This is a genomic window from Saccharopolyspora sp. NPDC045839, from assembly GCF_056431645.1.
In genome coordinates this window covers 26,513-45,919 of record NZ_JBWKKH010000002.1, presented here as the reverse complement: position 1 = coordinate 45,919, position 19,407 = coordinate 26,513, and the positions used below count along the sequence as shown (strand labels likewise).

The following is a 19,407-nucleotide window of genomic DNA, read 5'->3' as shown; positions in this document are numbered from 1 at the left end:
GTCAGAGCGATCGCAGGTGCGGCGCCACCTCCGCGGCGAACAGGTCGAGGGAGTCAGCGACGAGCCCGTAGGGCATGCCGCCGATCTGCGGACCGAAGATCATCAGGTCGTGCCCGAACCGCTCCCGGTAGGCGCCGACCTTGTCCACGATCTCCTGTGGGCTGCCCGCGAACAGCCCGCCGGCGGCGATGTTGCTCTCCAGGGTCTGCCCGGCCGGCTCGTCGCCGACCCCGCCGCGGTCCCGCGTGGGGTCGCGGTCGGCCCACTGGGCCTCGTAGTACGGGCGCAGGTCGTCCCTCGCTTGCTGGGAGGTCTTGCCGACGAACAACAATCCGCCGGAGCCCACCCCGGCCTGCGCCGGGTCGCGGCCGTAGGCGGCCCAGCACTCCCGGTAGTGGTCGACGAGCTTGCCGTAGTTCTCCATCGGCTGGATCGCGTTGGCGACGAAGATCGGGTCGCCGAAGCGGGCGGCGAGGTCCGGCGAGGCCTGGCTGGTGGCGACGCCGTGCCAGACCGGCGGCGGGGTCTGCAGCGGCCGCGGCAGGCTGGTGACTCCCTCCAGCCGGCCGCGGAACCTCCCGCTGAAGGTGACGTCCTCCTCGCGCCAAAGCCGGTGCAGCAGCTCGTAGTGCTCGGCCTGCAGCTCCCACTGGTGCTCGCGGTCGTAGCCGAACATCGTGTAGGGGTCGGCGGAATTTCCCTTGCCCACGATCAGCTCGAGCCGGCCGTGCGACAGGTGGTCGAGGGTGGCGTAGTCCTCCGCCACCCGCAGCGGGTCGAGGGTGCTCAGCAGCGTGACCGTGGTGATCAGCCGGATCCGGCTGGTGCGGGCCGCGATCGCGGCGAGCACCACGGGCGGCGCCGTGGCCACCGTCCGGCCGGCGTGGTGTTCGCCGAAGCCGAAGTAGTCCAGGCCCAGCCGCTCGGCGAACTCGGCCAGCCGCACGACGTCGTCGAAGTGCTCGGTGGCCGAACGGGTTTCACCGGTCAGCGGGTCCGGCTGCGTGCTGCCCAGACTCAGGATGCCCAACTGCACGTCCACGCACCTCCAGATGGGGCCACCGGCGGCGACCCGGGAAACGATCCGGAATTGGAGTGTCCTCTTCGGACTGGAAAGCTCGATGTGCCGCGCTGCGCGGCATCATCGGCGACACGCCTGGCTCGCCACGCGACGGAGGTCGACGTGCCGGCGGCAGGTGAACGTGATCAGCACCGGGCAATCGTCGGGCGGCCCGGCGCCGGTGTCAACGAACGCACCGATCGTCCCACTACGCGGACCGGCTCCCGAAGGCGCTGCGCAGCACGACCCCAAGTCCATAGTGGACATTGGCGGTACGGGGTCCGCCACATGAACGTCAGGTGAAAACTGGCAAACGTGCTGGGAAAAACGCGGACCGGGCAAATCTTGACCGCCACGACGCCGGAAACTTATGGTCCAGACCATCGGCTCAACGCGGGGTCCGACCCGCCGGGGCCGGTGGTCGTCGGAGTCCCCTCTCCCTTCCTCGGCCAAGTTCCACCCAGCACCGCCGGTCCGGCACCACCCTCGGCGACCAGGCGGTTCCCTCCGAAGGAGCTGAGATGAACAAGAAGCCGAAACTCGCCGCAGCCATCGTCGGCGCGGCGCTCGCCCCGGCCCTCGTCGCGATCCCCACCAGCACCGCCAGCGCGCACGGATACGTCAACTCGCCGCCGAGCCGGCAGGCCCAGTGCGCCCAGGGCACCGTCCCGTGCGGCGCCATCAAGTACGAGCCGCAGAGCGTCGAGGGCCCGAAGGGCCTGCAGAGCTGCAGCGGCGGCAACGCGGGCTTCGCGGAGCTCGACGACGACGGCAAGGGCTGGACCGCGACGCCGGTCGGCAACTCCGTCACCTTCAACTGGACGCTCACCGCCGCGCACCGCACGTCGACCTGGGAGTACTTCATCGGCGGCAACCGCGTCGCCGTGTTCGACCAGGGCGGCCAGCAGCCGCCGTCGCAGCTGTCGCACACCGTCGACCTCGGCGGCGTCAGCGGCAAGCAGAAGGTGCTGGCGGTCTGGAACGTCGCCGACACGGCGAACGCCTTCTACGCCTGCATCGACCTCAACGTCGGCGGCAAGTGATCTCTTCCAGCGGCTTTTCCCCTGAACCGGCGGGCCCGCGCTCCACTCGGAGCCGGGCCCGCCGCGTCACAACGGCACCGGCAGGCCGAACCGAGCGTCCACTCTGGACGCGAACCGGACGACGGGCCGGCTCGGCGGGGCCATCCCGAACCCGGCGAGCAGACCGGTGTCGGTGAACTCCAGCAGCTCCGCGGAATCCAGGGCCCAGGGCTCGTGCGCCACCGGGACCTCGATGGGCCGGCGGTACCAGGTCGAGAACATCCGCCAGCGCTCGGTGAGGAACCGGTCCGCGCCGGTCGGCGCGATCCGGCCGCCGCGCCGGATGCGCAGGCCCAGGCCGACGCCGGATCGTTCGACGCGGTAGGCGGTTTCGGTCGCCGTCTTCGAGCATTCGACCACCGCCGACCGGTACGGCAGGCGGCCGACGGTCCTGGCCACGCGGACGAAACCCGGATGCGACGCCTCCAGGGAGAAGAACACCAGCCCGCGGCGGCCGCGCTCGTCGACGGCGAAGGTCCGCACGTTGAGCTCGGCGAACCGCGCCCGCAGCGGGCTGCGCACCGACATCCCCAGGCCGACCACGCCGACCCAGGCCGTGCCGTCGAACAGGTCGGGCCTGGTGCGCGGCGGCAGCAGCGCCGCGATGTTCCGTTCCGGGCAAGGCCAGTGCGCGAACACGACGTCGCTCCAGACCTGCTTGCTGAACGAGCAACGCATCCGGTGTGGCGCGACCGGCGTGAGCGGTTCGGGTTCCATGACTACAGGATGACTTTCAGCAGCGCGGCGTAAAGCGTCAGGCCGGGGCCGAAGGCCAGCGCGACGACGTGGTTCCCGTCGCGGAGCCCACCTGCCAGGAGTTCCTCCAGGACCAGCAGCAGCGTCGCGGACGAGCAGTTGCCGTGTTCGGCGAGGACCTCGCGCGACGGCCGCAGAGCGGCAGGTGGCAGTTCGAGGGTGTCCGCGACGGTGTCGAGGATGCGCGGACCGCCCGGGTGCACCGCCCAGCCCCGGACGTCGGCGCGCCGCAAGCCGTTGCGGCCGAGCAGGTCGTCGAGCACCGGGCCGAGGTGCCGGGCCAGCACCTCCGGCACCTGCGGCGAAAGCCCCATCCGGAAGCCGAGATCGGTGATTTCCCAGGTCATGTGCGCGCTCGCGGTGTCGTCGGTGAAGGCGGCGATGTCCACGACCGCGAGCCCGGCCGCCGCCGGGTGCAGGACCGCCGCCACCGCCGCGTCGCCGAAGAGCGCGTGCGAGACGACCTGCTGCGGATCGTCGGTCGGCGGCTGGATGTGCAGGGAGGTCAGCTCCAGGCAGAGCAGCACCGCTGTGCGGCCGTGCGCCGCGACGAAATCCGCGACGCCGCCCAGTGCGGGCAGGGCCGCGTAGCAGCCCATGTGCCCGACGAACAGCCGCCGCACGTTGGGGCGCAACCCCAGGGATGTGGCGAGCTTGATGTCCAGGCCCGGCGTGCCGTAGCCGGTGCAGGTGGCGACGGTGAGCAGGCCGACCTCGTCCGCGCCGATCCCGGCGTCCTCCAGCGCGGCGGCGACGGCCTGGTGCCCCAGCCGCGGGGCTTCCTCGTCGAAGCGGCGCATCCGGGCGGCCGTGGACCAACCGGAGAGGTCTTCCTTGATCGGGTTGGCCACGGTGTGCCTGCGCCGCACCCCGGCGCCGGCGAACACCCGCCGGGCGAGGCGGCTGCCGCGGAAGTGCTCCTGGAAGAAGCCGTCCCACAGCGCCTGCTGCTCGGCGGTGTCCGGCAGCGCCGAGCCGAGTCCGGCGATCAGCGGCGTCACCAACGGGGCGACTCGGTCTCGTCGTCGGGGTCGCCGCCGAGCGCGGCCACGCCGAGCCAGTCGGCGCAGACATCGGAGGTCGCCGGTTGCAGCGCGCCGCACCGGGCGTCGCGGTAGATCCGCTCCAGCGGGTGGCCGCGCCGCGTCGCCGACGCCCCGGCCGCCTCCAGCACCGACGAGGCCACCGCAGCGGCGGTGTCGCCTGCGATCAGCTTCGCCCGCCACACCCAGCGGTTCGTCTCCGGCTCCCCTGGCTGCAGCGCCACCCGCCGGGCGGTCTCCCGGACCACAGCGTCGGCCGCGGCGACCGCCGCATCCGCCCGGCCCATCCGGGACCGCACGGCCGGCAGGGTGTGCAGCCCGCGGTCGCGCAGGTGTGCGCCGCCTTCGCGCAGCGCCGACCGCGCCACGCCGACGTAGACCGCGGCGTACGACGCGACGAGCCATTGCGGCATCACCTGCGCGACCAGCAGCGTGATCCCCTCGATCCCGCCCAGCAGCGCGTCGGCGCCCACCGACACCTCGAAGTGCACGTCGTGGCTGCCGGTGGCGCGCATGCCCAGCGAATCCCAGGTCGGCTCCACCCGGATGCCCTCGCCGGCCGGAACCAGGAAGTAGGACACCTTCGGCTCGGCGGCGTCCGCGTCCTTGGCGGTGACCAGGTACGCGTCGGCATGACCGGCGCCGGAGACGAACGCCTTGCTGCCGGTGATGCGATATCCGCCGTCGCGGCGGCGGAACACCGTGGTGGTGCGCGAAAGCCGCGAGCCCGTGCCGCGCTCGCTCATCGCCACCGAGTAGAGCGCGCCGTCGGCGGCCGCCGCGAGCAGCCGGTCCCGCGCGGCGAAGCAGCTCTCCGGCGCGCCCAGCTGCCGCAGCAGTTCTTCGGGCGTGTGTGCGAGCGCGCCGGTGACGGAGGCGTGCATGTTGAAGATCAGCGCCGTGGAGCCGGCGCCGCCGGCCAGTTCGGTCGCGACCGCGGCGTAGTCGGCGAACGACGCGCCGAAACCGCCCAGTTCCACCGGAACCATGAGCCCCAGCAGCCTGCGGGCGCGCAGATCGGCGAAATCCTCGCGGGGAAAGGCACCTTCGGCGTCGTAGTGCCCGGCGCGCGCGGCGATGCGCGGCACCAGGTCGCGCGCCGCCTCGTGCGCGGCGGTCGGCGAAGACGGTTCCACGAACAGCGACAACGGCTTTCACCCCTTCTTCCGGCCGATGCCCTGGAACAGCACGGCGGTGGAGGAGAACGGGAGCATCCGGACGCCGCCCCGGCGACCGGCGGCCCACGCCAGCAGGTCCAGCCACGACGGGCGCACGCCGCGCAGCCGCAGCGCGACGCCGTGCCGGGCCGCCTCGGCGATCAACTCGGCGCGATCGACCAGCAGCGCCGGATCGTGCACGCCGCGCACCACCAAGCGTTCGGCGATCCCGATCGCCACCACCCGGCACAGGGCCGTCGCCGCGAGGGTGTCCAGCACCAGCAGGCCCCCGGCCCGCAGCACCCGGCAGGCCTCCGCCACCGCGGCGGGCAGATCGGTCACGTGTTCCAGCACCTCCCCGGCCACCACGCAGTCCGCGCACCCGTCCGGCAGCGGAACCGCGAGGACGTCGCCGACGACGGGCTGCACGCCGTGCTCGGCGGCCTGCCGCAACGCGGTCGGCGACCGGTCCACGCCGATGTGCCGGTATCCCTTGCCCGCCACGTGCGGGGCGAGCAGGCCCGCCCCGCAGCCGAGATCCACCAGCACCGCGCCGGTTCGCGCGGCGGTGGGAATCAGTGCGCCGCGTGCGGCGGCGAGCCAGTGCAACATCGCGAAGACGCCACGCGGCTGCCACCACTGGTCGGCGAAAACCTCGTACAGCAAAGGATCGTTGCGCCGCACGGTCCGGCCGGAGCGTGCCATGCGCTCCAGGCTGGCACACTCGGGCGGGTGCGGCACTTCGCAACGGCGTCCTCGCTGCTCCGGGCCTCGCACCCGGGGCCGGCGGTGGCGGTCACCGCGATCGCCGCCGGGCTCGCGGCCACCACCGGGCGCGAGGCGGGCGGCGTGCTCCTGACGGCCGCGGCGGTGCTGGCCGGGCAGCTGTCCGTCGGGTGGCTCAACGACCTGGTGGATGCCGACCGGGATGCCCGGGTCCGGCGGCGGGGCAAGCCGGTGGCGACCGGGGAGGTCTCGCGGCGGGCGGTGCTGATCGCGGTGCTGGTGTCGGCGCCCGCGGCCGTGGTGCTGTCGCTGCCGTTCGGCGTCGCCGCGACGGCCGTCCACTTCGTCGCGCTGGTGTCGGCGTGGGCTTACGACCTCGGCGTGAAGGCCGGCCCGCTTTCGGTGCTGCCCTATGCCGTGTCGTTCGGCCTGCTGCCCGCGTTCGTGGCGTTGGGCGGCACCGGCCCCCCACCGGTGCGGCTCATGCTCGCCGCAGCGCTGCTCGGTTCGGCCGCGCACTTCGTGAACGCGCTGCCGGATCTGGCCGACGACGCGGCCACCGGCGTCCGCGGCCTGCCGCACCGCCTCGGCGCGGCGAAAAGCACTGCGGCGGCGGCATTGCTGGTGCTGACCGCGTCGGCGGTGCTGGCAGGCGTGTCCAGCTGGGTGGTCCTGCCGCTGGCGGCGGCCGTGCTCGGCGCCGGTGTCCTGCTAGGCCGCCGCCCCGGCTCCCGCACCGCCTTCCACGCGGTCGTCCTCGTCGCCCTGCTCGACGTCGCGATGCTGCTGAGCACCGGCATCCAGCCTTCGTGACCGAAGTGGACGGCCCTCAGCCGACGATTCCGGTCAGGCCGGCGAAGGCGATGATGTTGTCGCGGTAGCTGCGGGCCGAGTGGTCGAACGAGCCACCGCAGGTGATCAGCCGCAACTCCGGGCCGGCGGTGTTGCCGTACACCTCGTCGGCGGGGAACCCGGTCTTCGGCGGCTGCGCCATGCGGTCCACGACGAACCTGGCGACCCGCCCGTCCTGGCGGCCGATGAGGATCTCGTCGCCGGGCCGCAGTTCGCGCAGCCGCGCGAAGATCCCGTCCTGGCCGTCGCCGTTGACGTGCCCGAGGACCACCGCCGGTCCCGTTTCGCCCGGCGTGGGGCCGTGCTCGTACCAACCGGCCTGCATCGGCTGGTGCACGGACGGGACCTCGATCGTCCGGTCCGGGTTGAGCCCCAGCGGGACCAGCGACGACCGCGCGCCGATCCGGGGTATCTCGATCCACGCCGGTTCCGATCGCGGCACCGCCGGCGATTCCAGCACCGGCGCCGAAGCGGGCGCGACGAGGTCGATGGACTGCTGCCCGCCCGCAGAACAACCGGAAAGCGTCAGGGCCGCGAGGACCAGGGCGGCCGCGGCAACGCCGCGACCACCCCGGCTCCCCCGTGCTCGGGGATGCACGCTCATGCGGGTGCGCCTCAGTTCGCGCCCGCGCGCCGGCGGCGCAGCACCAGCGCGGCCCCGCCACCGGCGACCGCGACGGCCGCGGCGGCACCGCCGAGAGCGGCCGGGCCGAAGCCCGATTCCACCGGCCCGCCACCGGTTTCCGGCGCACCGACCGGGCGCTGGCTCACCTGGTCGCCGGGGGTCTTCGCCTCCGGCCTGGCCGGGGTCGACTCCCTCGGCTCCGGCGCGGGCTGGGTCCTCTCCGGCCCGGCCGGGGTCGACTCCTTCGGCGGCTCCGGAGCCTGCTGCGCGTGCACCGGCGCGCTGCCGTTCTCGTCGGCCCAGCTGATGGGCGCCGCCAGCGGCAGCGCCGCCGCGCCGAGCAGAGCAGCTGCCGCGCACGTACGACCAAGCTTCATCTATCGAGTCCTTCCATTCTGCTGTTCGCCCGGAATCCCGGACGAGGACCAGAATGCGGCGGCCTTTTCAAGATCCCGTCTGATCGATGTGAAGAACCTGTTCGGATTCCGGGCCGGGCGCCGGAATGTGAAGATCCTGTTCAGTCGCGGTCAAGGTCCGGTGGCGGATCACCCGCCGCGCGGGCGGAAGGCGATAATGCGCGATGTGAGCGCACAGGTGCTGGTCGCGGAGGACGACCCGAAGCAGGCCGAGTTGATCCGTCGATATCTGGAGCACGACAACCACCGCGTGGTGGTCGTGCACGACGGTCGCGCGGCGATCGACGAGGCTCGGCGACGCGCACCCGACCTGATCGTGCTGGACGTGATGATGCCCAAGGTCGACGGCCTGGACGTGTGCCGGATCCTGCGGGCCGAATCGGACGTCCCGATCGTGCTGCTCACCGCGCGGACCACCGAGGAGGACGTGCTGCTCGGGCTGGACCTCGGCGCCGACGACTACGTGACCAAGCCCTACAGCCCGCGCCAGCTCGCCGCCCGCATCCGCGCGATCCTGCGCCGCGTGCGCCGCAGCCAGGACAACGACCAGCAGCCGTTGCGCGTCGGCGATCTGGTGGTGGACCAGCAGCGGCACGAGATCACCCTCGGCGGCGCCCCGCTGGACTGCACTCCCGCGGAGTTCCGGATGCTCGCGGTGCTGGCCGCCGAGCCCGGCCGCGTCTTCACCCGCGGCCAGCTGCTCAGCCAGGCCTTCGGCATGGACAAGTTCATCACCGAGCGCACCATCGACGTGCACGTGATGAACCTGCGCCGCAAGCTCGAACCCGATCCCCGGCGGCCGATCCACCTGCTCACCGTGTACGGCGTCGGCTACAAGCTCCAGGACGGCTCCGCCGATGGCGCGCCGGCATAGCCTGCTCGCCCGGCTGCTGGCGATGTCGGTGGTGGTGGCCGGCTGTTCCATCGGCGCCACCGCGTGGCTGGCCGCGCAGAGCACCAGCGGGGCGATCAACCAGGAACTCGGCGAAACCCTGGCCACCGACGCCAAGATCTACGATTCGCTGCTCGGCTACGCGGCGGCGAATCCGCAGTGGTCCGGGGTCCAGCAGGTGGTGGCGGACCTCGCCGCGCAGACCGGGCGGCGCATCACGCTGACGACCACGTCGCGGACGCCGATCGCCGACTCCGGCGGGCCGCAGGACGGCGAGCTGCCGAAAACCCCGTCCGCGGTGGTGGATCCGCTCGCGGTCGACCCGGTGCTCAAGCCCGATGCGGCGGCCGCGGGCATCGATCCGCGCGCCGTCGGCCCGTTCCGGCTGACCGCCGCAGAGCACGACGAGCTGCGCGAGGCCGCTCAGCAGGAGTTGGCGTGCTTGCAGCGGATCGGCGACGACGGCGTGATCGTCGAACGCCCCAACGGCCGCCCGGTCGTCCAGCTCACCCCGGCCGACGAGGCGGCACCGACTCCACCGAAGGAACCGGCGCCGTCGAAGAGACCGGTGGCGTCGGCGCCCCCGGCACCGGAGCAGTCCACCTCCGCCACGCCCAGCGCCTCACCGGCGCGCTGTGCCGCGCCGCAGGTGGCGACCGACACCGAGCTCAAGGCCGGCGCCGAATTGTTCGCCCTGGTCAACGCATGCCTGGCCCGGCAGGGGCTCGATCCGCTGCCCGCCGAGTCGGCGGCGGTGACCTCACCGGAGGAACTCCGCACCGATCCGGGCGCCAAGCGCTGCGTGGACTCCGGACGCCGGGAACAGCTCGGCTCCTACGTCTCCCCCGCCGCACACCTGTTCATCACCAGGCCCGGCGGGAACCGCGCCGCGACCGATCTGTCCACTGTGGGCACCGCGCGGATCGCGTGGACCGCGCTGGTGGTGCTGGTGCTGACCGTCGGCATGACCGCGCTCGCCGCCAGCCGCCTGGTCCGCCCGATCGACGCGATCACCACCGCGGCCCGGCGGATGGGCGGCGGCGACCGGTCGGCCCGGGTGAGGACGAGCGCGCGCGGCGAGATCGGCGAGCTGGCGGCCGCGTTCAACGCGATGTCGGAGCAGGTCGAGCGCACCGAACAGCAGCGCAAGACGATGGTCAGCGACATCGCGCACGAACTGCGCACGCCGCTGGTGAACGTCCGCGGCTGGCTGGAGGCCTCGCAGGACGGCGTCGCCACCCTGGACCAACCGCTGGTGGCCTCGCTGCTGGAGGAGACCCTGCTCCTGCAGCACCTGATCGACGACCTCCAGGACCTCGCGCTGGCCGACGCGGGGAAGCTCCGCGTGTACCCCGAACCCGTGCACGTCGGCGCGCTGCTGGAGCACGTCGCCGCGGCGCACCGGGGCCGGGCGGATGCGGGCGGCGTCGAACTGGTCGTCACCGTCGAGGACGACCCCGACCTCACCGCCGACCCGACCCGGCTGCGGCAAGCGCTGGGCAACCTGGTGTCGAACGCGTTGCGCTACACGCCATCCGGCGGCCGGGTCACGTTGTGGGCGCGGCGCGCGGGCGGCGAGGTGGCCATCGAGGTGGCCGACACCGGCGTCGGCATCGACGCGGCCGCGCTGCCGCACGTGTTCGACCGCTTCTGGCGGGCGGAGAAGTCCCGCAACCGGCACGGCGGCGGCAGCGGCCTCGGCCTGGCCATCACCCATCACCTCGTGAACGTGCACGGCGGCCACATCGCGGTCCGCAGCACCGTCGGCGTCGGCACCACCTTCACCATCCACCTGCCGGCGACGGCGCCCGAGGGCCCGGCGCGCGCCTGACGCGGCCGGGCACCCCAGCGGCGCTTACCCCGAACGTCGCCTTTTCCCTTGCGCCGTAATGCTTTCTGCCGATCCCTATTCATGCTTTTCGCGGTCGAAATGCGAAGAACAACCATCTGAAATGGTTTACACCAATGAAGTTCCACTTGAAAACGGAGGTCGGAACATGACCGACGAGGAGAGACGGATCCGCCGCGCGACGTTCCTGAAGGCGGGCCTGGTGACGGCGGCCGCGATACCTGCGGTGGCCGGCGAGGTGCTGCGCGCGCCGCGCGCCGACGCCGGGCCGCTGACCCCGACGCCGATGTGCGACGACGGCGACGGCCCGACCCACGAGCAGATGGAGGGCCCGTACTTCAAGCCCAACTCGCCCGAGCGCGCCGACCTGCGGGACCCCGGCATGCCCGGCACCCCGCTGGTGGTCAGCGGCTTCGTCTACAGCATCTCGTGCAAGCCGCTGGCGAACGTGCTGCTCGACTTCTGGCAGGCCGACAACGCCGGGGTGTACGACAACACCGGCTACACGCTGCGCGGCCACCAGTTCACCGACGCCGAGGGCCGCTTCCGGCTCGACACCATCGTGGCCGGCCTGTACCCGGGCCGCACCAGGCACATCCACGTCAAGGCGCAGGCCCCGAACCAGCCGATCCTCACCACGCAGCTGTACTTCCCCGGCGAGCCCGGCAACAACTGGGACCAGATCTTCGACCCGGCGCTGCTGATGGCGGTCCAGGACGGCCCGGAGGGCAAGATCGCCACGTTCGACTTCGTCCTCAACCTGCCCTGACCTGACCCCCCACCACGCAGGCGTCTGGAATTTTCAGATCAGGAACGAGAACAGCGGGGAGCCCGGTGGGACCTGCTCGATCTGCAGCGGGGAGTCCTTCATCCGCTTCAGCAGGCCGTCCAGCTCGTCGACGCGGTCGAGCTCGATGCCGACCAGCGCCGGGCCGGTCTCCCTGTTGTTCTTCTTCACGTACTCGAACGCGACGATGTCCTGGCCGTCGTCGAGCACGTCGTCGAGGAAGTGCCGCAGCGCGCCCGGCTCCTGCGGGAAGGTGACCAGGAAGTAGTGCCGCAGGCCCTCGTGCACCAGCGAGCGCTCGACGACCTCGCCGTAGCGGCTGAGGTCGTTGTTGCCGCCGGAGACCACGCACACCACCGGGCCGCGGGCCGGGCGCTCCAGCGGCAGCCGGGCCGCCGCGCTGGCCAGCGCACCGGCGGGCTCGGCGATGACGCCCTCGGTCTGGTAGAGCTCGATCATCTCGGTGCACACCGCGCCCTCGGGCACCGCCACCAGCTCGTCGACCAGCTCCCGCACCACCTGGAACCCGGCATCGCCGACGCGCCCGACCGCGGCACCGTCGACGAAGGTGTCCACCGACGGCAGGGCGACCGGCGCGCCGTGGTCCAGCGCGGCGCGCATGCTCGCCGCGCCGGCCGGCTCGGCCCCGATCACCCGGACCTCGGGGAAGTGCTCCTTGAGCCACAGCACCACGCCCGCCAGCAGCCCGCCGCCGCCGACCGGCACGATCACGGTGTCGATCGGGCCGTCGTGCTGCTCGGCGATCTCCAGGCCGACGGTGCCCTGCCCGGCGATGGTCCGCGGGTCGTCGAAGGGGTGCACGTAGACCGCGCCGGTGCGCTGGCTGTCCTCTTTGGACGCCGCGCTCGCCTCGTCGAAGGAGCTGCCCACGATCACCGGCTCGACCCACTCGCCGCCGAGCGCGGCGATCCGGCGCCGCTTCTGCCGGGGCGTGTTCGCCGGCAGGTACACCCGGCCCTTGATCTTCAGCTCGCGGCAGGCGAAGGCCACGCCCTGCGCGTGGTTGCCCGCACTCGCGCACACGACGCCGCGCTCGCGCTCGGCCGGGCTCAGCGAGGAGATCAGGTTGTACGCACCGCGCACCTTGTAAGAGCGGCAGACCTGCAGGTCCTCCCGCTTGAGCCGCACCGGGACGCCGAGTTCGCCGGTCAGGCGGCTGCTCATTTCCAGCGGCGTGCGGCGGACCACCTGCCGCAGGCGGGTTCCGGCGCGGAAGATCGCTGCGGGACTCAGCTCATCGGACACCAACCGATACTAAGTGCGCTGGTCGGCCAGGACCCGGGCGGGGCGGCCCGGGGCACATCGGCCCTACTCGCCATCACCGACGGATGCGCACAGTGGTGCGGAGGAGGCGATGGGCGATGACCAGGGCGAAGCAGTCGGTGGTGGTGGGTGTCGACGGCTCGCAATCGTCCGCGCAGGCCGCGCTGTGGGCCGCGGCCGAGGCGGTGCGGCTGGGCGTTCCGGTGCACCTGGTAGTGGTCAACGACGATCCCGCCCGCGAAGGCTTCGCCAAGCAGGTGGTCCACGACGTCGCCGAACGCTGCCACCGCGAGCGGCCCGAGGTCGCGATCACCGACGAGGTCGCCACCGGGCACCCCGCCGAGGAGCTGGTCCGCCGCTCGGACAGCGCCCAGCTGCTGGTCGTCGGGTCGCGCGGGCACGGGGTGTTCCGGGACGCGCTGCTCGGCGCGATCAGCACCTCGGTCGCCGCGCACGCCCGCTGCCCGGTCGTCGTGGTGCGCGGTGACGCGGCCGCCTCGGGCCCGGTCGTCGTCGGTGTCGACAACTCGGCGGTCAACCGCGTCGCGGTGCACTACGCATTCGGCGCCGCGAGCCGGCGGCACGCCGGCCTGCTCGCGGTGCAGGCGCTGCCCGATGCCTACTTCACCGCCGGCACCTATCCCGTGCCCGACCGCCAGGAGATCCAGAACCGGGCCGAACTGCACCTCTCCGAACAACTCTCGGGCTGGTGCGCCGACTACCCGGACGTCACGGTGCGCCGCGAGGTGGCCAACGAGCATCCGGTCGCGACGCTGTGCGAGGCGGCCCGGCGGGCGCAGTTGCTGGTGGTCGGTCACCGCGGCCGCGGCGGCTTCGCCGGGCTGCTGCTCGGCTCGGTCGCCAACGGCGTCCTGCACCACGCGCCGTGCCCGGTCGCGGTGGTCCGCAGCCCCGGCTAGTCCGGTGGCGCCTGGCGCTGGCACCCGCCCAGCCCACGGCTCACCCCCTTCCGCCGGGCTGTCCCGCATGCGAAGATCGCGGTCAACTGTTCAGACCACTCTCCCGGTCAACGCGCAGAAGGATCGCCGCATGTTCAACGTCGAAAATGTCCGGTTGGCCGGCGCAGACATCGAACTCCCCAGGATGATCCCGATCGAGCAGCGGTTCGCCGCGGCGGCCGTCGAGGACCTCGAGGCCGCCATCCGCGACCAGGTCGCCGAGCACGACCGCGCGAACCCGGTCGCCGGCAAGCGGATCGCGATCACCGCGGGCAGCCGCGGCGTGGCCCGCATCGACCGCATCGTCGCCACCCTGGTCGACGCCCTGGCCGGCCACGGCGCGAAGCCGTTCGTGGTGCCCGCGATGGGCAGCCACGGCGGCGGCACCGCCGAAGGCCAGCGGCAGGTGCTCGCCGAATACGGGATCACCGAGGAGACGGTGGGCGCGCCGGTGGTCTCGTCGATGGACACGGTCGTGGTCGCCGAGCTGCCCGACGGCACCCCGGCGCACTTCGACGCCGAGGCCGCCCAGGCCGACGGCGTGGTGGTGCTCGGCCGGGTCAAGCCGCACACCGACTTCCGCGGCACCCACGAGAGCGGCCTGGCGAAGATGATCGCGATCGGCCTCGGCAAGCACCGCGGCGCGACGATCCTGCACACGCACGGCTTCGAGGCGTTCGACCGGCTGATCCCGGCGGTGGCCGAGGCGGTGCTCGACGTGGTGCCGATCGAGTTCGGCATGGCCGTGGTGGAGAACGCCTACGAGCACGTCGCGCGCATCGAGCTGGTGCCGGCCGAGAAGCTGCTGGCCCGCGAGGCGGAGCTGCTGGTCGAGGCCAAGCGGCTGATGCCGAAGCTGCTGGTGTCGGACATCGACGTGCTGGTCGTCGACGAGATCGGCAAGGACATCAGCGGCGCCGGCATGGACCCGAACATCACCGGCCGCGCCCCGGTCAACGCGGACAAGTTCAAGGCGGTGCCGATCAAGCGGATCGTGGTCCTCGGCCTCACCGAGCACACCAACGGCAACGCCTGCGGCCTGGGCATGGCGGACGTGACCACCCAGCGCTGCGTGGACCAGATCGAGTTCGGCTCGTTCTACACGAACTCGCTGACCTCCGGCGTGCCCGACGGCGCGCGGATCCCGATGGCGCTGGCCAACGACCGGGACGCGATCATCGCGGCGCTGCACATGTCCCGCGGCACCGAGGACCGCCCGGCGCGGGTGGTGCGCATCCGAAACACCCTGTCGATGCCCCGCATCGAGGTCTCGGAGGCCTACGCCCAGGAGGTCGCCGGCCACCCGGACATGGTCGCCCTCGGCGAACCCCACGACTGGGACTTCAACGCCACGGGCACCCTGCCACCCCTACCGGCGCACCACTGACCGGTCACTCGAACCGGAACCCGACGTACCCACCCGCCGCGACCTGCGGATCCAACCGACTCGGCGGGTGGCCGGAAATTGATTTCGATTGGCACTGAAGTAATAGGTGCAATCAACGCTATGCGCTCCGGTGGACCCCTCGAACTAGAATCGGGAGGTTCTCCCCTGCTTCGGCGAAGGCGAGGGCCGCCATGCAGCCTCCCTTGACAACCGAGCGGCTGATCGTGCGCGACTGGACCACCGGCGACGCCGACGTGCAGGCCGCGCTCGCCCTCTACGGCCGCCCCGAGGTGACCGAGTGGCTCACCCCGGTGATCGCCAACGTCGCCGACCTCGCCGCGATGCGCGCCGTGGTGCAGGCCTGGACGGAGTCGCAACCCAGCCTGGTGCCGCCCACCGGCCGGTGGGCGATGCAGCGCCGGTCCGACGACGCGGTGATCGGCGGCCTGGTGCTGCGGATGCTGCCGCCGTACGACCACGACCTGGAGCTGACCTGGCAGCTGCGCCCCGAGACCTGGGGGCACGGTTACGCCACGGAGGCCGCCTCCGCGCTGCTCCGCTGGGCGTTCACCTTCGACATCGACGAGGTCTTCGGGCTGGCCCGGCCGGACAACACCCGCGCGATCGCCACCGCGGAACGCATCGGCATGGAGTGGGTCGGCGAAACCACCAAGTACTACGACACGGCGCTGCAGGTCTACCGCATCCGGCAGGGCGATCTGCCCGGCGAAGCCGCCTCCGGAGGCACCGAGGACTGACCCCGCGATCCACTGTGGCCGGTCGCATCGTCCGCAGTGGACGAATGCGCCAGTTACCGTGCGTCGCTAGATCATCCGCTATCGGATGATCTGCTGGATGCCCGGGCGAATGCGATGCTTGAGGGGTCACCGGAGTTCGAGCAGCGCCAGGGGCGCACCCGCCGGAGGTACCGTGCCACCGCACCGCAACGCCCGCCCGGCCGCCCGCCGACCCGTCGCGCCCCGCCGGCCGCAGGCCCGGCGCGCGGCTGCGCGCGCCCGCGCGGGTGCGCGCGCAGCGGTGACCATGCTGTCGGTGCTGATCCTGGTGGTGACGGGATACGCGTGGTCCAACTACCGGCATCTGCTCGACGGCCTCGCGACCAGCGACGTCATCGACGGGGTCGGCGCCGACGGGGCGACCGACGTCCTGCTGGTCGGCATGGACAGCCGGACCGACGCGCACGGCAACCCGCTGCCCGAGGCGGTCCTCCGGGAGTTGCGCGCGGGCGCCAACGACGCGGCGCTGACCGACACGATCATCCTGCTGCACATCCCCAACGACGGTTCCAGCGCGGTCGGCTTCTCCTTCCCGCGCGACGCGTTCGTGCAGATCCCCGGGTTCGGCCGGCACAAGATCAATTCCGCGTACGGCCGGGGCAAGGAGGCCGCCATCGCGGCGCAGACCAAGCGCGGCCCCACCGATCCCGCGGAGCTGGCGCGGCTGGGCGGCGACGCCGGGCGCAAGCTGCTGGTGCGCACCGTCGAGCAGCTGACCGGCGTGTCGATCGACCACTACGCCGAGGTCAACCTGCTCGGCTTCGCGCGGATCACGGAGGCGGTGGGCGGCGTCCCGGTGTGCCTGCTGGCGCCCGCGCGGGACACCTACTCCGGCGCGAACTTCCCGGCCGGGCCGCAGACGATCGCCGGCACGGACGCGCTCGCGTTCGTCCGCCAGCGGCACGGCCTGCCGCGCGGCGACCTGGACCGCGTGGTGCGCCAGCAGGCCTTCCTCGCCGGGCTCACGCAATCGGTGCTCTCCGGCGGCGTGCTGGCCAACCCGGCCCGGCTGCGCGACCTGATCAGGTCGCTGCAGGAATCCGTGGTGCTCGACCGGGACTGGGACGTGCTCGCGTTCGCCGACCGGCTGCGCGGGCTGGCCGGCGGCGCGGTCCGGTTCACCACGATCCCCATCGAGGACGCCGACTACGAGACGCCGGAGGACGGCGACGCCATCCTGGTCGATCCCCGCAAGGTGAAGGCCGCGATCAGCAGCACGATCGACCCCGCAACGGCCGGCGCCGAAGCCGATTCGGCGGTGGACGTGCTCAACGCGACGAAAACATCGGGGTTGGCCCAGCGGGTTCGCACCGAACTCGCCAACCGGGGCGTGCCGGTGAGCCAGGTCGGCAACGCGCCGTCCCGAACGGAATCGGTCGTGCGCCACGGCCAGGACGGCGGCGACTCCGCCGAGCGGATCGCGTCGCTGCTCGGCGGCCTGCCGGTCCAGGCCGACGGGTCGCTGCCCCGCGGCCGGGTCCAGGTGATCATCGGCGGCGACTACCACGGACCCGCCGCGCCGGGTTTCGCGCCGCCCGGCGCCGTCCGGCTCGACGGCCCGCACCGGCAGCAGGCCACCGGCACCGGCGCGGAGCCGATCACCGCCGACGGCGTCCCGTGCGTCAACTGAGCGAAGAGCGGGAACGCCGGTGGTGAGGCGGCCCCCTCGCCCGTCTCACCACCGACTGGCTCGACTGGTGGCTACCCCCAGTGAACAAACCGCCAGCCGGTGGGGCCACCAACGCCGACCCCGCCCCGGTTGTCGGATGTTCGCGTGGGGCACATCCGCCCGGACTCCGGACACCAAGCGAGCATCCATCCCTCGATCAACGGCAACCGCTCAACAGCCCAGCACCATGCGACGGCTGTGGTCCGGAGCGAATCACCGCTCGCCCACGATACGCCGCGACGACGTTGGTTGCGAGGTCAAAAACCGGCCTCAGCGACGCGCCCGGGTGCCCACCCACAACGCGGCGACCAGCACCAGCAGCACCGCGGCCAGACCGGCCAGGCCCAGCCCGAGGGAGGCCGCGGCGGCGATCGCGCCGACCAGCAGCGGGCCGCCCGCGTCGCCCAGCTCGCGCCCGACCTCCGCCGAGCCCATCGTCTGGCCGAGCCGCTCCCGCGGCGTCGACGCCGCCAGGTGCGCGAAGCCCAGCGGCGTGACGACGCCGGTGCCGACGCCGATGGCGACCGAGGCCACGAGCAGTCCCGGCAGGCCGGGAACCACCGTCGCCGCGAGCAACCCGACCGCCGCCACCGCCAGTCCCCCGGTCATGCCGGGCACCTCGGGCAACCGTCCCGCATCGCGCGCCCGGCCCACCCACGGCTGCACCAGCGCCGCGGTCGTCGCGAGCACCGACACCGCCGCGCCGGTGGCCAGCGGGCCCAGCCCGTCGCCCGCACCCACCACCGGCAGGAACCCGACGCCCACCGCCAGCGCGGCCGTCGCACCGGCCAGGGCCGCCGTCGGCCGCAGGAAACCGGGCGCGGTCAACCGGCGGCCCAGGTCGAGCAGGGTCTGCCGGGTCCGCGGCAGCGGCGGCACCTTCGGCACGATCAGCACCGCCCAGGCGAGCACCGCGAGCGCGAGCGCCGCCAGCGCGCCGAAGAGCAGGTCGAACCCGCCCAAGGTGATCAGGACGCCGCCGAGCACCGGGCCGAGGGCGTAGCCGAGGCCCTTCCAGGCGCCGTAGCCGCCGAAGGCGCGGCCGTGCTGGGAGTCCGGCGCCAGCCGGGCGACCAGCGTCCCGGCGGCCGGGGAGAACGCGGCGGCAGCCGCGCCCTGGCCGAAGCGGGCGAGGCCGACCGCAGCCGGGTCACCGGCGAGGACGAACGCCGCCGAGGCCGCCGCGAACGCGAGCAGGCCGCCGATCAGCACCGGGCGCGGGCCGATCCGGTCGGTGACCGCGCCGAAGACCGGTTTGAGGATCACCTCGGCCCCGTCGTAGATGGCCAGCAGCAGGCCGAGCGCGAGCAGCGAGGCGAAGCCCGTGTAAGCGCCGAGCCCGGCGGCGATGCTGTGCGCGCCGAAGGCCGTGACGAATCCGGCCGCGTACAGCGGGAGGACCTGCCGGACCCCGCGTCGGGTCACCGGCTCGGTGCCGGACATCCGACCGCCTCCTCGTCGTCCACTGTGGCGCTTCCGGTCACATCTGGTGCAGGGCTTGGAAAACCTGCTCGGTGTAGTCGGCCAGCCGGTCGGCGCAGTGCCGCAACCGCTCCTGGGCCTCGGCGGCCGCCGGGGCGCCGAAGACGTCGCGCGCCTTGAGGTCGCGGTGCCAGCGGCGCAGCCGCTCCAGGCTCTGCTCCTCCTCTTCGAGCTCGGCCATGGTGAGCTTGCCGTTGCGCAGTTCCTTGTCGATCTCGGCGTCGAACTTGCCGCAGTCGGCCAGGAACTCCGACCACTCCTCCTGTCGCTCGGCCGTGAACATCTCCGCCAGCCGCGCCGAATCGGGCTCCTCGCGCCCGGTGGCGGCCAGCACGACGACCTCGCCGGAGCCGCGTTCGGCGAGCTCGATCGCTCGCGCCACCCCGGCCGCGACGCCGGGCACGTCCGGCAGCGTCCAGGTGCCCTGCCCCAGCGAGAGCGCACCGACCCGGCGCAGCTCCCGCCACACCGCCACGCGGTGCCGCGACGGTTGCGCGGGCAGCCGCACCACGAGGACCAGCCAGCGCGTCGGGTGTCCATCTGTCACGGAACAAAATGTATCAGGTGTTACATCGGCGTGATGT

At 72.8% G+C, this 19,407-nt stretch carries 19 protein-coding genes; 9 read left to right on the top strand and 10 right to left on the bottom strand.

The annotated features are described in order from the left end of the window. Nucleotide 1 precedes the first annotated feature (1 nt). Nucleotides 2-1,042 (bottom strand): LLM class flavin-dependent oxidoreductase, encoded by a 1,041-nt coding sequence (locus tag AC07EQ_RS03085; protein WP_478386280.1) that lies wholly within the window; start codon nucleotides 1,040-1,042, stop codon nucleotides 2-4. 539 nt (nucleotides 1,043-1,581) lie between these two features. On the opposite strand from AC07EQ_RS03085, the gene AC07EQ_RS03080 reads away from it, so the two are divergent. Further along, the gene (locus tag AC07EQ_RS03080; protein ID WP_132491412.1) at nucleotides 1,582-2,103 is read left to right on the top strand and encodes a lytic polysaccharide monooxygenase auxiliary activity family 9 protein; all 522 of its coding nucleotides are present in this window, start codon (nucleotides 1,582-1,584) and stop codon (nucleotides 2,101-2,103) included. Between the two features lie 66 nt (nucleotides 2,104-2,169). On the opposite strand, the gene AC07EQ_RS03075 is transcribed toward AC07EQ_RS03080, so the two are convergent. Genes AC07EQ_RS03075 through AC07EQ_RS03060 form a run of 4 tightly spaced genes read right to left on the bottom strand, consistent with a single transcriptional unit; the run spans nucleotide 2,170 to nucleotide 5,803 of the window. Continuing rightward, nucleotides 2,170-2,859, bottom strand: coding sequence for a YqjF family protein (locus AC07EQ_RS03075; protein WP_478386279.1), 690 nt, complete (start codon nucleotides 2,857-2,859; stop codon nucleotides 2,170-2,172). A 2-nt stretch (nucleotides 2,860-2,861) separates the two neighbouring features. Next, nucleotides 2,862-3,899, bottom strand: a complete 1,038-nt coding sequence (locus tag AC07EQ_RS03070; RefSeq protein ID WP_478386278.1) for a type III polyketide synthase — start codon at nucleotides 3,897-3,899, stop codon at nucleotides 2,862-2,864. Beyond that, nucleotides 3,896-5,089, bottom strand: a complete 1,194-nt coding sequence (locus AC07EQ_RS03065; protein WP_478386277.1) for an acyl-CoA dehydrogenase family protein — start codon at nucleotides 5,087-5,089, stop codon at nucleotides 3,896-3,898. Before AC07EQ_RS03065 ends, AC07EQ_RS03070 begins: the two co-directional genes overlap by 4 nt. Nucleotides 5,090-5,095: 6 nt before the next feature. Beyond that, nucleotides 5,096-5,803 carry a class I SAM-dependent methyltransferase gene (locus AC07EQ_RS03060; protein WP_478386276.1) on the bottom strand — a complete coding sequence of 236 codons (708 nt, stop codon included), beginning with the start codon at nucleotides 5,801-5,803 and terminating at the stop codon, nucleotides 5,096-5,098. A 27-nt stretch (nucleotides 5,804-5,830) separates the two neighbouring features. Here AC07EQ_RS03060 and AC07EQ_RS03055 point away from each other — a divergent pair, with 27 nt between their 5' ends. Continuing rightward, the gene (locus tag AC07EQ_RS03055) at nucleotides 5,831-6,637 is read left to right on the top strand and encodes a UbiA family prenyltransferase (RefSeq protein ID WP_478386275.1); all 807 of its coding nucleotides are present in this window, start codon (nucleotides 5,831-5,833) and stop codon (nucleotides 6,635-6,637) included. A 16-nt stretch (nucleotides 6,638-6,653) separates the two neighbouring features. On the opposite strand, the gene AC07EQ_RS03050 is transcribed toward AC07EQ_RS03055, so the two are convergent. After that, nucleotides 6,654-7,280, bottom strand: coding sequence for a class F sortase (locus tag AC07EQ_RS03050; RefSeq protein ID WP_478386274.1), 627 nt, complete (start codon nucleotides 7,278-7,280; stop codon nucleotides 6,654-6,656). 11 nt (nucleotides 7,281-7,291) lie between these two features. Continuing rightward, the gene (locus tag AC07EQ_RS03045) at nucleotides 7,292-7,678 is read right to left on the bottom strand and encodes a hypothetical protein (protein ID WP_478386273.1); all 387 of its coding nucleotides are present in this window, start codon (nucleotides 7,676-7,678) and stop codon (nucleotides 7,292-7,294) included. A 205-nt stretch (nucleotides 7,679-7,883) separates the two neighbouring features. On the opposite strand from AC07EQ_RS03045, the gene AC07EQ_RS03040 reads away from it, so the two are divergent. The 3 genes from AC07EQ_RS03040 (at nucleotide 7,884) to AC07EQ_RS03030 (ending at nucleotide 11,227) form a co-directional block, all read left to right on the top strand. Further along, nucleotides 7,884-8,591: a response regulator transcription factor gene (locus tag AC07EQ_RS03040; RefSeq protein ID WP_207954650.1), complete on the top strand. Its 708-nt coding sequence runs from the start codon at nucleotides 7,884-7,886 to the stop codon at nucleotides 8,589-8,591. Then, nucleotides 8,575-10,440, top strand: a complete 1,866-nt coding sequence (locus AC07EQ_RS03035; RefSeq protein ID WP_478386272.1) for a sensor histidine kinase — start codon at nucleotides 8,575-8,577, stop codon at nucleotides 10,438-10,440. Before AC07EQ_RS03040 ends, AC07EQ_RS03035 begins: the two co-directional genes overlap by 17 nt. Nucleotides 10,441-10,606: 166 nt before the next feature. Continuing rightward, entirely contained in the window at nucleotides 10,607-11,227 is a 621-nt protein-coding gene (locus tag AC07EQ_RS03030; protein WP_478386271.1) for a dioxygenase family protein, read from the top strand. Between the two features lie 33 nt (nucleotides 11,228-11,260). Here AC07EQ_RS03030 and ilvA read toward each other — a convergent pair whose 3' ends face one another. Continuing rightward, the gene (gene ilvA / locus AC07EQ_RS03025; RefSeq protein ID WP_478386270.1) at nucleotides 11,261-12,514 is read right to left on the bottom strand and encodes a threonine ammonia-lyase IlvA; all 1,254 of its coding nucleotides are present in this window, start codon (nucleotides 12,512-12,514) and stop codon (nucleotides 11,261-11,263) included. A gap of 113 nt (nucleotides 12,515-12,627) precedes the next feature. Between ilvA and AC07EQ_RS03020 the strand changes: the two genes are divergently transcribed. The 4 genes from AC07EQ_RS03020 to AC07EQ_RS03005 all read left to right on the top strand — a co-directional run bounded on the left by AC07EQ_RS03020 (nucleotide 12,628) and on the right by AC07EQ_RS03005 (nucleotide 17,302). Continuing rightward, nucleotides 12,628-13,449, top strand: a complete 822-nt coding sequence (locus AC07EQ_RS03020; protein ID WP_478386269.1) for a universal stress protein — start codon at nucleotides 12,628-12,630, stop codon at nucleotides 13,447-13,449. 130 nt (nucleotides 13,450-13,579) lie between these two features. After that, nucleotides 13,580-14,875 carry a nickel pincer cofactor-dependent isomerase, group 22 gene (locus tag AC07EQ_RS03015; protein ID WP_478386268.1) on the top strand — a complete coding sequence of 432 codons (1,296 nt, stop codon included), beginning with the start codon at nucleotides 13,580-13,582 and terminating at the stop codon, nucleotides 14,873-14,875. Nucleotides 14,876-15,066: 191 nt separating this feature from the next. After that, nucleotides 15,067-15,633: a GNAT family N-acetyltransferase gene (locus AC07EQ_RS03010; RefSeq protein ID WP_478386267.1), complete on the top strand. Its 567-nt coding sequence runs from the start codon at nucleotides 15,067-15,069 to the stop codon at nucleotides 15,631-15,633. 172 nt (nucleotides 15,634-15,805) lie between these two features. Continuing rightward, complete coding sequence (locus AC07EQ_RS03005) at nucleotides 15,806-17,302, top strand: LCP family protein (protein ID WP_478386266.1); 1,497 nt, start codon at nucleotides 15,806-15,808, stop codon at nucleotides 17,300-17,302. Nucleotides 17,303-17,611: 309 nt separating this feature from the next. On the opposite strand, the gene AC07EQ_RS03000 is transcribed toward AC07EQ_RS03005, so the two are convergent. Together AC07EQ_RS03000 and AC07EQ_RS02995 are read right to left on the bottom strand one after the other, a co-directional pair. Then, nucleotides 17,612-18,784, bottom strand: coding sequence for an MFS transporter (locus tag AC07EQ_RS03000; protein WP_478386265.1), 1,173 nt, complete (start codon nucleotides 18,782-18,784; stop codon nucleotides 17,612-17,614). Nucleotides 18,785-18,821: 37 nt separating this feature from the next. Next, nucleotides 18,822-19,370, bottom strand: a complete 549-nt coding sequence (locus AC07EQ_RS02995) for a Chromate resistance protein ChrB (protein ID WP_478386264.1) — start codon at nucleotides 19,368-19,370, stop codon at nucleotides 18,822-18,824. Between the last annotated feature and the right edge of the window lie 37 nt (nucleotides 19,371-19,407).

Excerpts from the sequence above, each read along its gene's own strand:
- AC07EQ_RS03020 (WP_478386269.1), top strand. The coding sequence starts at position 12,628 with ATGACCAGGGCGAAGCAGTCGGTGGTGGTGGGTGTCGACGGCTCGCAA.
- AC07EQ_RS03030 (WP_478386271.1), top strand. The coding sequence starts at position 10,607 with ATGACCGACGAGGAGAGACGGATCCGCCGCGCGACGTTCCTGAAGGCG.
- AC07EQ_RS03075 (WP_478386279.1), bottom strand. The coding sequence starts at position 2,859 with ATGGAACCCGAACCGCTCACGCCGGTCGCGCCACACCGGATGCGTTGC.
- AC07EQ_RS03015 (WP_478386268.1), top strand. The coding sequence starts at position 13,580 with ATGTTCAACGTCGAAAATGTCCGGTTGGCCGGCGCAGACATCGAACTC.
- AC07EQ_RS03010 (WP_478386267.1), top strand. The coding sequence starts at position 15,067 with ATGCAGCCTCCCTTGACAACCGAGCGGCTGATCGTGCGCGACTGGACC.
- AC07EQ_RS03045 (WP_478386273.1), bottom strand. The coding sequence starts at position 7,678 with ATGAAGCTTGGTCGTACGTGCGCGGCAGCTGCTCTGCTCGGCGCGGCG.
- AC07EQ_RS03050 (WP_478386274.1), bottom strand. The coding sequence starts at position 7,280 with ATGAGCGTGCATCCCCGAGCACGGGGGAGCCGGGGTGGTCGCGGCGTT.
- AC07EQ_RS03080 (WP_132491412.1), top strand. The coding sequence starts at position 1,582 with ATGAACAAGAAGCCGAAACTCGCCGCAGCCATCGTCGGCGCGGCGCTC.
- AC07EQ_RS03000 (WP_478386265.1), bottom strand. The coding sequence starts at position 18,784 with ATGTCCGGCACCGAGCCGGTGACCCGACGCGGGGTCCGGCAGGTCCTC.
- AC07EQ_RS03060 (WP_478386276.1), bottom strand. The coding sequence starts at position 5,803 with ATGGCACGCTCCGGCCGGACCGTGCGGCGCAACGATCCTTTGCTGTAC.
- AC07EQ_RS03035 (WP_478386272.1), top strand. The coding sequence starts at position 8,575 with ATGGCGCGCCGGCATAGCCTGCTCGCCCGGCTGCTGGCGATGTCGGTG.